The following is a 12,424-nucleotide window of genomic DNA, read 5'->3' as shown; positions in this document are numbered from 1 at the left end:
CAGCGATAATGACAGGCCCATATGGTCGCGATCCCCCAGGTTCGCGTCGTGCTCGTTCAAGGAAGCGTAGCCGCTTGCCGCCGGCTGGGCCAGTCCCGGATACGAACTCGTGATGGTCTGATCGGGTTCCCGCCGACCTCAGAAATCGAGGCCGAGGTCCAGCGTGCGCACGGAATGCGTCAGCGCACCGGACGAGATGTAGTCGACACCCGTGGCGGCCACTTCCGCGATCCGGTCGAGCCGCATGTTCCCTGACGCCTCCAGCGGGACGCGTCCGGCGGTGAGCTTCACCGCCTCTGCCAGCGTTGGCGTGTCCATGTTGTCGAGCAGCACGGCGTTCGCTCCGCCGATCTCGAGCACCTCGGCGAGCTGGTCGAGCGTGTCGACCTCGATCTCGACTGTCATCATGTGGCTGGCAACGGCCCTGGACGCCTCCAGCACGGCACGAATGCCACCGGCGGCGGCGATGTGGTTGTCCTTGATCAGGATCGCGTCGGACAGCGAATAGCGGTGGTTGAACCCACCCCCGTGCAACACCGCGAGCTTCTCGACCACCCTGAGCCCCGGCGTCGTCTTGCGGGTGCAGGTGATCCGGGTGTCGGTGCCTTCGGTTTCCTTCACGAAGGCGGCGGTCATCGTGGCGATGCCGGACAGGCGCCCGGCGAAATTCAGCGCGACCCGTTCGCCCGACAGGATCGAGGCCGCCTTGCCCCGGATCCGCATCAGCGTGTCGCCGGGGCGGACGGTCGCGCCATCCTCGGCCAGCGCCTCGATCTCGAGCGCGGGGTCGACCAGCCCGAAAGCGATGCGCGCGACCTGCAGGCCCGAGACGACCCCCGGCTCGCGCGCGTTGATCGCGGCGTCATAGGTGGTCGCGGGCGGGATCACGGCACGGGTGGTCACGTCGCCGTAGGTGCCAAGGTCCTCCATCAGCGCGTTGCGGATGATCGGCTCCAGCACGATGTCGGGGAGCGAGGCGTAGGTCATGCGGTCTCCTTCGCGGCGTCGCGGGTGGCCATCGCGGCCTCGAGCGTGATCTTGGTGCGGTGGGCGAGCGCCGGCACGGGTTCCGGGAAGTCGTCGCGGAAATGCCCGCCCCGGCTTTCCTCGCGCTCAAGCGCGGCCGCCGCGATCAGGGTCGCCGTCGCCGTCATGTTGCGCATCGTTTCGGTGTCCGCCGCCGCCTCGATCCGGGCGATATCGGCCAGGGCGGTCTTCAGCCCGGCCGCGTTGCGGCGCACGGCGACATGGGCGTTCATGGTTTCGCGAAGCTCGCTCACGAGCGCCTCGTCCACCATCTCGCCGCCGTCGATCCAGTCGAACCGGACTTCCTCCTGCGCTGGAGCGTCGGGCAGCGAGGTCGCGATATCCTCGGCGGCCTTGCGGGCATAGACCAGCGCTTCAAGAAGTCCGTTCGACGCCAGGCGGTTCGCGCCGTGCAGACCCGTCGAGGACGCTTCGCCGCAGACCCACAGGCGCGACAGGGACGAACGGCCATGCTCATCGGTGTCGACCCCGCCCATGTGGTAATGCGCGGCGACGGCCACCGGGATCGGCTGTTCCACCGGGTTCAGCCCGGCCCGCGCGCAGGCTTCGGCCACCGCCGGGAAGCGCGTCAGCACCTCCTCGCCCAGCGCCGCGCGGGTGTCGAGCATCGGGCGATTGCCGGCTTGCGTCTGCGAGAAGATCTCGCGCGCGACTATATCGCGGGGGGCAAGCTCGGCATCCTTGTGCACGCCGGTCATGAACCGCTCGCCCTGCCGGTTGATCAGGATCGCCCCCTCGCCCCGCAACGCCTCGGTGGCGAGCGGCATGGGATCCTCGCCCATGTCGATGGCGGTGGGGTGGAACTGGACGAACTCGGGATCGGCGATGACGGCGCCCGCGCGGGCAGCGAAGCCGATCACCTGGCCGCGGATGCGCGGCGGGTTGGTGGTGTGGGCATAGAGCCCGCCAGATCCACCGCCGGCAAGCAGCACGGCGGGCGTTTCGATCAGGACCTTGTCCGAGGACGGCTCGGCCCGGCGTACCCAGACGCCGGTGACGCGGTCTCCGTCGGTGGTGAGCCCGGTGGCCAGCGCCCCCTCGATGACCTGCACGGACGGCGTCGCGCGAACCTTGGCGATCAGGGTTTCCATGATCTGGCGCCCGGCCTGGTCGCCCTTCACCCGCACCACGCGCGCAGCGGAATGAGCGGCCTCGCGGCTCATCACGTACTGGCCCGCGGCGTCACGGTCGAAGGGGGTGCCCAAGTCGGTGAGATCGAGGATGAAGGCGGCCGCGTCGCGGGTGACCATGCTGGCCACGTCGCTGTCGACGGTCCCGGCCCCGGCCGTCACCGTGTCACGGGCATGCGCCTCGGGGCTGTCGCTCTCGGCCATCGCGGCGGCCACGCCGCCCTGCGCCCAGGTCGAGGACGCCCCTTCACCAAGCGTTTCGGGCGAGATCATCAGAACCGGCCGGGGCGCCAGCGTCAGCGCGGCATAGAGCGCGCCCATGCCGGCGCCGACGATGACGATCCGTTCGGTTTTCATGAGGGGTCAGATACCCAGTTCGCGGCTGAGGTCGATCATGCGCTGCACGGCAACGCGCGCCTTTTCGGCCACGTCCGGCTCGACCTCGACCTCGTCGACGCCCGCATGCAGCGACCACAGGATCTTCTCCAGCGTGATCTTCTTCATGAACGGGCACATGTTGCAGGGGCCGACGAAGTCGACTTCGGGCAGCTCGTCGGAGATGTTCGAGGCCATCGAACACTCGGTCACGAGCAGCGCCTGCGACGGCTTGTGTTCGCGCACGTAGTTGATGATGCCGCTGGTCGAACCGGAGAAATCACTCTCGTCCACGACCTCGGGCGGGCATTCCGGATGCGCGATGATGGTCGTGTCCGGGTTCCAGTTGCGGTAATCCTTGAGATCCTGCGCGGTGAAGCGTTCGTGGACCACACAGGCCCCGTTCCACCACACGATCTTCTTCTCCGGCACCTGCCGCGCGACGTTCTGCGCGAGGTACTGGTCGGGGGCCATGATCACCGTGTCCTCCGGCAGCGCACGCACGATGGCGGCAGCATTCGAGGAGGTGCAGCAGATATCGGAATGGGCCTTTTCCTCGGCCGTGGTGTTCACGTAGGTCACCACCGGCGCGCCGGGATACTGCGCGCGCATCTGTTCGATGCCCGCCGCCCCGATGGAATTGGCCAGCGAACAGCCCGCTTCCATGTCCGGAATCAGCACCGTCTTGGACGGGTTCAGAATCTTCGACGTCTCGGCCATGAAGTGCACGCCGCACTGGACGATCGTGTCGGCTTCGACCTCGGTCGCCTTGATGGCCAGCTGAAGCGAGTCGCCCACGAAATCCGCCACGCCGTGGTAGATGTCCGGCGTCATGTAGTTGTGGGCAAGGATGACCGCGTTCTTTTCCTTCTTGAGGCGGTTGATCGCGCGCACGTAGGGTGCGGCGACAGCCCAGTCGGGCGGGCTCACCACGCGATCCATCTTCGCGTAGAGATCCTTCATTTCCTCGGCAAGCTCGGGATTGGGCGCGAGATCGTAGGTCTCGGCCAGTTCGTGCCGCATGGTGCGAAAATCGAGCATATCCGCCCCCCTCGGTGGGTCATTCCGGCCCCTTCAAGCACCTTGCCGGCAAAGCTGCAAGGTTAAGTGCTGTTTGGAAGGGGTTTTAGGTCCGCAATACTGACCGAAACATGGGGCTGCGGGGCCGAAATTCAAGGTTCGGCCCCGCCCCGGCGACTTATCCCAGGACGCTCTTCACGGCGCGGGCGAGCTTGGTCGCGATCTCGTCGGCCTCGGCCTCGGTCACGCAGAAGGGCGGCGCGAAGCCGATGATGTCGCCCTGCGGCATGGCGCGCCCGATCACGCCCGCGGCGAGAAGCGCACCGGCCACCTTGCCGCCGACGCCCTCGGAGGCGTCGAAGAAGGTGCGGGTGTCACGGTCCTGGACGAATTCCACGGCGCAGAGCAGCCCCTCACCCCGCACGTCGCCGACGTTGGCATGATCGCCCACGGCCGCTTGAAGCGCCTTCTCGAAATAGGCGCCGGTGCGTCCGGCATTGCCGACCAGGTCGAGCTTGTCGAGGAGCTCGAGGTTCGCGACCCCTGCGGCCGCCCCGATCGGGTGGGCCGAGTAGGTCCAGCCGTGGCCGATGGGCCCGTTCTCGTCGGTCCCCTGTTCCAGCACCTTCCACATCTTGTCGGACACGATGGACCCGGACAGCGGTGCATAGGCCGACGTCAGGCCCTTGGCGATGGTGATGAGGTCGGGCTTGAGCCCGTAGTGCTCGGAGCCGAACATCGACCCGAGGCGGCCGAAGCCGGTCACGACCTCGTCCGCGATCAGCAGGATGTCGTGCTTCTCGAGCACCTTCTGGATCGCCTCCCAGTAGCCTTCCGGTGGCGGCACGAGGCCCCCGGTGCCCAGCGCGGGCTCACCGATGAAGGCGGCGATGGTGTCGGCGCCCTCTTCCTCGATCAGGCGTTCGAGCTCGGCGACGCAATGGTCCACGAAATCGGCCTCGGACATGGCAAGGTCGGGGCGGCGGAAGTAATACGGCGCCTCGGTGTGGATGACCTGGGAGAGCGGCAGGTCGAACTTCTTGTGGAAGAGGTGAAGACCGGTCAGCGACCCGGTCATCAGGCCCGAACCGTGGTAGCCGCGCCAGCGCGAGATGATCTTCTTCTTCTCGGGGCGCCCGAGGATGTTGTTGTAGTACCAGACCAGCTTGATGTTGGTCTCGTTCGCGTCTGAGCCGGACAGGCCGAAATAGACCTTGGACATGTGCTCCGGTGCGCGGTCGAGGATCATCTTCGCGAGCGTGATCGACGCCTCGGTGCCGTGACCCACGTAGGCGTGGTAATAGGCGAGCTCCTTCGCCTGCTCGGCGATCGCGTCGGTGATCTCCTCGCGCCCGTAACCCGCGTTCACGCAGTAGAGCCCGGCGAAGGCGTCGAGCAGTTCGTTGTCGTCGCGGTCGGTGATGTGGCAGCCCTTGCCGGTCTTGATGATCCGGCTCGGGGCCTCGCCGCGGGCGAACTGGGCCAGGTGGGTCGAGGGATGGAAGAAATTCTCCCGGTCCCAGCGGTCGAGTTGGTCGTTCTTGAGCATTCGTTCTTCTCCTTTACTCGTACATCACGCCCAGTCGCGGCAGACGTATTTGATCTCCATGAATTCCTCCATGCCGCGACGCGCGCCTTCGCGGCCCAGCCCCGACTGTTTCGTCCCGCCGAACGGGATCGGCGCACCGGTGACCTTGGTGCGGTTCACCGCGACCATGCCGTATTGCAGCGCACGGGTGAGCCGGTAGATGCGCCGCGGGTCCATCGAGTGGACGTAGGCGACCAGCCCGTATTCCGTGTCGTTGGCGCGGCGCACCACCTCGTCCTCGCTGTCGAACGGGGTGATCGCCGCCACCGGGCCGAACGTCTCTTCCTGCATGATCAGCGCCTCGTCCGGCACGTCCTTGAGCACCGTGGGCGCGTAGAACAGGTCGCCGTGCTCGGTGCGCTTGCCGCCGGTCATGACCGTCGCACCCTTGGAGACGGCATCGGCGACGTGCTCTTCCTGCTTGGCCACGGCCTTTTCGTTCATGAGCGGCCCGATGTCGGGATCGTCCATGCCGCGCCCGATGGTGAGCGCCTGGGTCGCTTCGGTGAAGAGCTGGCAGAACTCGTCGTAGATGGCGCGCTCCACGTAGATCCGGTTGGCCCCGAGGCAATCCTGCCCGGACGTGGCGAACTTCGCCTTGATGGTCTCGGCCACCGCCTCGTCGAGGTCGGAGCCCTTGAAGACGATCACCGGGGCGTGGCCGCCCAGTTCCATCACGAGCTTCTTCACGGTGCCCGCCGATTGCTCGTAGAGCAGCCGCCCGACCTCGGTCGAGCCGGTGAAGGAGAGCGCGCGCACGCGATTGTCCTTGGTCCAGGGCTCGACCACCGTCGAGGCCTGGCCGGTCACCACGTTGAACACGCCCGCCGGCAGCCCGGCGCGTTCGGCCAGCTCGGCCAGCGCCAGCGCGGAATACGGGGTCTCGTGGCTCGGATGCGAGACGATGGTGCAGCCGGCGGCAAGCGCGGCAGCGGCCTTGCGCGTCAGCATGGCCGCGGGGAAATTCCACGGCGTGATCAGGGCCACGACGCCGACGGGTTCGAGCCAGAGTTCGACCTCGGCATCGGGCAGGTGGCTGGTGACGCCCTCGATGTTCGGGCGCTTGGCCTCTTCGGCGTAGTATTCGACGAAGCTTGCGGCATATTCGATTTCGCCCCGCGCCTCGGAGATCGGCTTGCCCTGCTCGAGCACCATGATCTTGGCGAGGTCTTCCTTGTGTTCGATCATCAGGTCGAACCAGCGCCGGATGATGGCCGAGCGGTCCTGCGGCAGGGTCAGGGCCCAGTCGGTGAACGCATCCTGCGCGGCGTCGACGGCCGAGGAGGAATCCTCCGCGGTGAGCTTGGCCACTTCGCCAAGGAACGCGCCGTTCGACGGGTCGTTGACGTTGAAGGATCCGCCGTCGCTGGCCGCGCGCCACTTGCCGTTCACGTAGGCGAAGCTGCGCAGCAGCCGCTTGTCGGTGATGTCCACGTGGGTCGGGATCGCTGTGTCGAGCATGTGTGCCTCCTGTTCGATGATCCCATCATCGGGGATTCGCGGAGGCGTCGAGGCCGGATTTCGTCTCTTCGGGAGAGGATTCCTCTCCGAACCGACCCTTTCAGAAGATTATTCCTCTCCCGCGATCAGGCCGAGCGGCGGCGGACCGCCCTTCACGGGCTTGGTCACGATGTAGGTGAAATAGCGGGACAGCCCGATCCGTGCATCGAGCATCACGTCCATCAGGCGCTGGTAGGCGTCGATGTCGCGCGTCACCACCTGCATGAGGTAGTCGTAGCCGCCGCCCAGCGCCCAGCATCCGGTGATCTCGTCGTAGCGCGACAGGGCGTCCTCGAAGATGCGGAAACTGGCCGCCGTGTGATCGGCGATCTCGACCGCGACGAAGACCGTCACCGACGGCCCCAGCTTGCGCAGGTCGAAGCGTGCGCCATAGCCCTCGATCACCCCGGCCTTCTCCAGCCGCTTGAGCCGGTTCCAGCACGGCGTGGGCGACAGGCCCACGGCCTCGGCGAGCGCGGCCTTCGTGATGCGCCCGTCACGGGCGAGCACCTTCAGGATGGCAAGATCGGTGGGGTCGAGGGCAACCATGGGTTATGCCTGTATCACGGTTCCCGCGTCGCCCAACAGCTTGATGACATGGCTCGCGATCGCCGTGTCCTGCGCGCCCGTGCCGGTGAGATCGCAGATCGTCACCTGCTCCGGGCCCGTGCGCCCCGTGGCCTTGCCCGCGATGATGTCGCCCAGTTCCGGCGGCGTGTCCTGCATGAGCCCGGCCGCGCGCGCGGCTTCGAGCTCGCCCGACACCTCGCACTGGCTCACCCGGTCGCAGACATAGAGATCCGCGGCGGTCAGCGCCTGCGGCTCGATCTCGTTCTTGCCGGACTGGTCCGAGCCCATCGCGGTCACGTGCAGGCCCGGGTGCAACATGTCGGCGGTCAGCACGGGCTCTTTCGCCGGGGTCGTCGTGACGACAAGCTGCGAGCGCGCGGCCACCTCCTCGGCCGAGCAGACCTCGACCGCGATCCCCAGCGCATCCTTCAGATCCTCCGCGCAGGCCTTCGCATGATCCGGGTTGCGGCCATGAACCAGCAGGCGCTCGAAGGGACGCACCAGGTGGGCGGCCTGCATCTGCAGGCGCGCCTGCACGCCCGTGCCGATGACCCCCGCGGTCTCGACCTCGGCCGGCGCAAGATGGCGGGCCGCGACCGCCCCCGCAGCAGCCGTGCGCAGGTCGGTAAGATAGCCATTGTCGAGAAACACCGCCTCCACGAGCCCGGTCTTGGCGGAGAAGAGGATCATCAGCCCGTTCAGGCTGGGCAGACCCAGCTTGGGATTGTCGAAGAAGCCCGGGCTGACCTTGATCGCGAAACCGTCGAAGCCGGGGATGTAGGCGGTCTTCACGTCGACCTCCCCGTTCGCCGCCTCGAGTTCCATCGACAGGATCGGCGGCATCACCACGGTGCCGCCTGCCAGCGCCTCGAACGCGGCCTCGATCACGTCCACGGTGGACAGGTCGAGCGAGAGCGCGCCGCGCAGCTCGGCCTCGGTCACGATCCGGATGTCATGCGCCATAAGTTTGTCCTTTCACGATCCTGTCACCCAGCGTCACGTGGTCCCCGGCCATGAGACCGTTGAACACCCGCATGTCGAGGTTGCGGCCGGTGATGATCGTCGCGGTCGGGCCGCGCGCGGTGATCTTGCCGGACAGAAGCGCGGCGTGGGCCACGGCGCAGGCGCCCTCGGCCACCAGCGCGTCCTCGTAGTAAAGCGTCTGCATGCCCGTGAGGATTTCTTCCTCCGTGACCAGCACCACCTCGTCCAGCAGCGCCCGGCAGATCGGGAAGGTATACCGGTTGGAGAGCCCGATCCCGCCGCCCAGCGAATCGGCGAGCGACGCGACCTCCTCGACCTCCACCGGCTGGCCGGCCCGGATCGAGGCGTCCATCGCGGCCCCCTGGTCCATCGTCACGCCGATCAGCCGGATATCCGGCGCCAACGCTTTTGCCGCCACGGCGACCCCGGCGGCCAGCCCGCCGCCCGAAAGCGGGATGATGAGCGTGTCGAGTTCAGGGCGCTCGGTCAGCATCTCGAGCCCGACGGTCCCCTGCCCCGCGATCACGTCCGGGTGGTCGAAAGGCGGGATGTCGACAAGCCCCTCGGCCTCGACAAGGCGGTCGGCGGCGCGCTGGGCTTCGTCCTGCGACTGCCCCTCGATCACCACCTCGGCACCCGTCGCGCGGATCCGCGCGACCTTGGCGTCCGGCACCAGTTCGGACATGCAGATCACCGCGCGCAGCCCCGCTTCGCGTGCCGCGTAGGCCACCGCGCGGCCGTGATTTCCGGTCGAGCAGCACACCACGCCCGCCACGTCGTCGCCCAGCGCCCGGATCGCGTTGGTCGCGCCGCGCAGCTTGAAGGCGCCGGTGGGCTGGGTGATCTCCAGCTTCATCCAGAACGGGTGGCCGGTGCGCTGGCCCATGTATTCCGACGGCACCATCGGGGTCGCGTCCGCCGCGCCCGCGATCACGCGTGCCGCGGCCTGGATGTCGCTCAATTGCACGGGAAGGTCGGAAAGATCAGGCATGACCAAGATGTGCCACGTCATACAGGCCGGGGAAACCCCGGCAGAAACGCATTGATCCTGCGGGGCTTTTCGCCAACCTTGGCACCATCCGACATTCTGCCGACGAGGGAGTCCGCATGCCCATTGAACACGCCCCGTTCACCCAGGCCGAGTATGACCGCCGTATCGCGCTGACCCGCGCCGCGATGGTCGAGATGGGGATCGACGTGCTGTTCCTGACCAACCCGTCGAACATGAACTACATCACTGGCTACGACGGCTGGTCGTTCTACGTCCACCAGGGCGTCATCCTGCCGCTCGAGGGCAAGCCGATCTGGTGGGGCCGGATGCAGGATGCGAACGGTGCGCGGCGCACCGTCTGGATGGAAGACGAGGACATCATCCATTACGCCGACCGCTACATCCAGGCCGCCGACATCCACCCGATGGAGGACCTCGCCAGCCACCTGCGCATCATGGATTACGGCGACAAGCGCATCGGCGTCGAGATGGAGACCTACTTCTTCACCGCCCGCGCTTTCGCCGTGCTGGCCGAGGGCCTGCCCGAAGCGCAGTTCATCGACGCCTCGACGCTGGTCAACTGGGTGCGCCTGCGCAAGTCCGAAGAGGAGCTCTCCTTCATGCGCCGCGCCGCGCGGATCTCCGAGCTGGTGATCGAACGTGCCGTCGAACTGGCCGAGCCGGGGATGCTCAAGCACGAGCTTGTGGGCGAGCTCTTCAAGACCTCGGTGCACGGCGAGGACGACAGCTGGGGCGACTACCCGGCAATCGTGCCGCTCCTGCCCTCGGGCGAGGACGCGAGCGCGCCGCACCTGACCTGGAACGGCGAGGCGCTGCGCAAGGGCGAGGCCACGTTCATCGAACAGTCCGGCTGCTACCGCCGCTACCACGCGCCGCTCAGCCGCACGATCTTCTTCGGCAAGCCGCCCAAGCACATGAAGGACGCCGCCGAGGCCCTGACAGAGGGGCTGAACGCCGGGATCGAGGTCGCCCAACCCGGCAACCGGGCCTGCGACATCGCCCGGGCGCTCGACGTGGAACTCCAGAAGGTGGGAATCGAACGCCCGAACCGTGCGGGCTACGCGGTCGGCCTGTCCTACCCGCCCGACTGGGGTGAGCACACGGTGTCCATCCGCGCCTTCGACGAGACCGTGCTGGAGCCCGGGATGACCTTCCACTTCATGCCGGGCATCTGGATGGACGAGTGGGGGCTCGAGACCACCGAGACGATTCTGATCAAGGAAAACGGGTCTGCGGAGTGCCTGTGCAACGTCGAGCGCAAGCTTTTCGTGAAGGACTGACCGAAGCCGCCCTCGGGTGGACGAAAACGTCCATTTCCGGCCAGCGGATTAATTGCTTGCAAGGCTTTGACCCGTTGGTCAAAGTTGACGCGACGACACGGGTTGTCTCAACTCGGGTCGCTCGCCAGAAGACTTGATCACTTAACGGGGCTCAAGACCCCGAACGACAGGGAGAGATCACCGTGGTCCGCCGCAGGCGGGCGGTGCCTTTTTGGGCATCCGGGCGTCACGTGCTCCCTGGAGGCAAGAACCATCAGAGCAAGAGACCCAAACAGGGAGTTATACATGTCTCTTAAAAGCACTTTGACCGCGGCGGGCGTTTTCGCGCTTCTCGCGGGCTCCGCTTCGGCGCAATCGACGCTTGTCTATTGCTCCGAGGGCAGCCCCGAGGGCTTCGACCCGGCGCTCTACACCTCCGGCACGACCTTCGATGCCTCGTCCCACCCGATCTACAACCGTCTCGTGGAATTCGAGACCGGGAGCACCAACGTGATCCCGGGCCTGGCCGAGAGCTGGGAAGTTTCGGAAGATGGCACCGAGGTGACGTTCAACCTGCGTGAAGGCGTGAAGTTCCACACCACGGATTACTTCACCCCGAGCCGCGAGCTGAACGCCGACGACGTGATCTATTCCTTCATGCGCCAGCTCGAGACCGAGGGCAGCTGGGAATACTTCAACGCCATGTCGATGCCCGACCTGGTGGAGTCGATCGAGAAGGTCGACGACATGACGGTCAAGTTCAACCTGACCCGTCCCGAAGCACCGTTCATCGCGAACCTCGCAATGGACTTCGCGTCGATCCAGTCCAAGGAATACGCGGACGCGATGGAAGAGGCCGGCACGCCCGAGATGCTGAACCAGCAGCCGATCGGCACCGGTCCGTTCGAGTTCGTGGCCTACCAGAAGGACGCGGTGATCCGTTACGCGGCGAACCCGGACTACTGGAAGGAAGGTCTGCCGAAGGTCGACAACCTGGTCTTCGCGATCACGCCCGACGCTTCGGTGCGCTACCAGAAGCTGCAGGCCGGCGAATGCCACGTGATGCCGTATCCGAACCCCGCCGACATCCAGGCGATGAAGGATGACGAAAACATCAACGTGATGGAGCAGGAAGGCCTGAACGTGGGCTACCTGGCCTACAACACGCAGATGGCGCCGTTCGACAACCCGAAGGTGCGCAAGGCGCTGAACATGGCCATCGACAAGCAGGCCATCATCGACGTCGTGTTCCAGGGCTCCGGCTCGATCGCCAAGAACCCGATCCCGCCGACCATGTGGTCCTACAACGAAGCCGTCGAGGACGATCCCTTCGATCCGGAAGCCGCGCAGCGCATGCTCGAGGAAGAAGGCGTCACGGATCTCTCGATGAAGATCTGGGCGATGCCGGTGCAGCGTCCCTACAACCCGAACGCACGGCGCATGGCCGAGCTGATGCAGGAAGACTTCTCCAACATCGGCGTGGACGTCGAGATCGTGTCCTACGAGTGGGGCGAGTACCTCGACCGTTCGAAGGCGATGGACCGTGACGGCGCCGTCCTGCTGGGCTGGACCGGCGACAACGGCGACCCGGACAACTTCCTGGCCGTGCTGCTGGGCTGTGACGCGGTCGGCGGTTCGAACCGCGCCCAGTGGTGCTACGAGCCGTTCGACGACATCGTGCAGGAAGCCAAGACCCTGTCCTCGCAAGAAGAACGCGCCGAGCTCTACAAGGAAGCTCAGGTGATCTTCAAAGAGCAGGCGCCCTGGGCGACCATCGCGCACTCGGTCGTCTTCATGCCGATGCGCCCCGAAGTGGAGGGCTACAAGGTCCACCCGCTCGGCGGCCACATCTTCACCGAAGTCGGCCTGGCCGAATAATCCAAGACCTGGCGGGGCTTTCGGGCCCCGCCACCCCCAAGGAACCCCCATGACACGATCA

General features: G+C 66.4%; 10 protein-coding genes. 2 read left to right on the top strand and 8 right to left on the bottom strand.

All coding sequences use genetic code 11. The annotated features are described in order from the left end of the window. Positions 1 to 138: 138 nt before the first annotated feature. From nadC to eutB, 8 genes are all read right to left on the bottom strand, one after another. The gene (gene nadC / locus GQE99_RS15220; protein WP_161352497.1) at positions 139 to 987 is read right to left on the bottom strand and encodes a carboxylating nicotinate-nucleotide diphosphorylase; all 849 of its coding nucleotides are present in this window, start codon (positions 985 to 987) and stop codon (positions 139 to 141) included. After that, positions 984 to 2,534, bottom strand: coding sequence for an L-aspartate oxidase (locus tag GQE99_RS15215; RefSeq protein WP_161352496.1), 1,551 nt, complete (start codon positions 2,532 to 2,534; stop codon positions 984 to 986). Before GQE99_RS15215 ends, nadC begins: the two co-directional genes overlap by 4 nt. A gap of 6 nt (positions 2,535 to 2,540) precedes the next feature. Further along, the gene (gene nadA, locus GQE99_RS15210; RefSeq protein WP_161352495.1) at positions 2,541 to 3,593 is read right to left on the bottom strand and encodes a quinolinate synthase NadA; all 1,053 of its coding nucleotides are present in this window, start codon (positions 3,591 to 3,593) and stop codon (positions 2,541 to 2,543) included. 157 nt (positions 3,594 to 3,750) lie between these two features. Continuing rightward, positions 3,751 to 5,121 carry an aspartate aminotransferase family protein gene (locus GQE99_RS15205; protein ID WP_161352494.1) on the bottom strand — a complete coding sequence of 457 codons (1,371 nt, stop codon included), beginning with the start codon at positions 5,119 to 5,121 and terminating at the stop codon, positions 3,751 to 3,753. A gap of 24 nt (positions 5,122 to 5,145) precedes the next feature. Beyond that, the gene (locus GQE99_RS15200) at positions 5,146 to 6,621 is read right to left on the bottom strand and encodes an NAD-dependent succinate-semialdehyde dehydrogenase (protein WP_161352493.1); all 1,476 of its coding nucleotides are present in this window, start codon (positions 6,619 to 6,621) and stop codon (positions 5,146 to 5,148) included. Positions 6,622 to 6,729: 108 nt separating this feature from the next. Then, positions 6,730 to 7,209, bottom strand: coding sequence for an Lrp/AsnC family transcriptional regulator (locus GQE99_RS15195; RefSeq protein WP_161352492.1), 480 nt, complete (start codon positions 7,207 to 7,209; stop codon positions 6,730 to 6,732). A 3-nt stretch (positions 7,210 to 7,212) separates the two neighbouring features. Beyond that, positions 7,213 to 8,193, bottom strand: a complete 981-nt coding sequence (locus GQE99_RS15190) for a cyclodeaminase (RefSeq protein ID WP_161352491.1) — start codon at positions 8,191 to 8,193, stop codon at positions 7,213 to 7,215. After that, positions 8,183 to 9,205 carry a hydroxyectoine utilization dehydratase EutB gene (gene eutB, locus GQE99_RS15185; RefSeq protein WP_161352490.1) on the bottom strand — a complete coding sequence of 341 codons (1,023 nt, stop codon included), beginning with the start codon at positions 9,203 to 9,205 and terminating at the stop codon, positions 8,183 to 8,185. Before eutB ends, GQE99_RS15190 begins: the two co-directional genes overlap by 11 nt. Positions 9,206 to 9,321: 116 nt before the next feature. Here eutB and GQE99_RS15180 point away from each other — a divergent pair, with 116 nt between their 5' ends. Both GQE99_RS15180 and GQE99_RS15175 read left to right on the top strand, forming a co-directional pair. After that, positions 9,322 to 10,506: a M24 family metallopeptidase gene (locus GQE99_RS15180; RefSeq protein WP_161352489.1), complete on the top strand. Its 1,185-nt coding sequence runs from the start codon at positions 9,322 to 9,324 to the stop codon at positions 10,504 to 10,506. A gap of 285 nt (positions 10,507 to 10,791) precedes the next feature. Then, positions 10,792 to 12,363 (top strand): ABC transporter substrate-binding protein, encoded by a 1,572-nt coding sequence (locus GQE99_RS15175; protein WP_161352488.1) that lies wholly within the window; start codon positions 10,792 to 10,794, stop codon positions 12,361 to 12,363. Positions 12,364 to 12,424 lie beyond the last annotated feature (61 nt).

The organism is Maritimibacter harenae, assembly GCF_009882975.1.
In the GTDB taxonomy this organism is placed as follows: Bacteria; Pseudomonadota; Alphaproteobacteria; order Rhodobacterales; family Rhodobacteraceae; genus Maritimibacter; species Maritimibacter harenae.
Note: the sequence above shows the minus strand (reverse complement) of the source record. Positions and strands in the feature narration are given on the sequence as shown.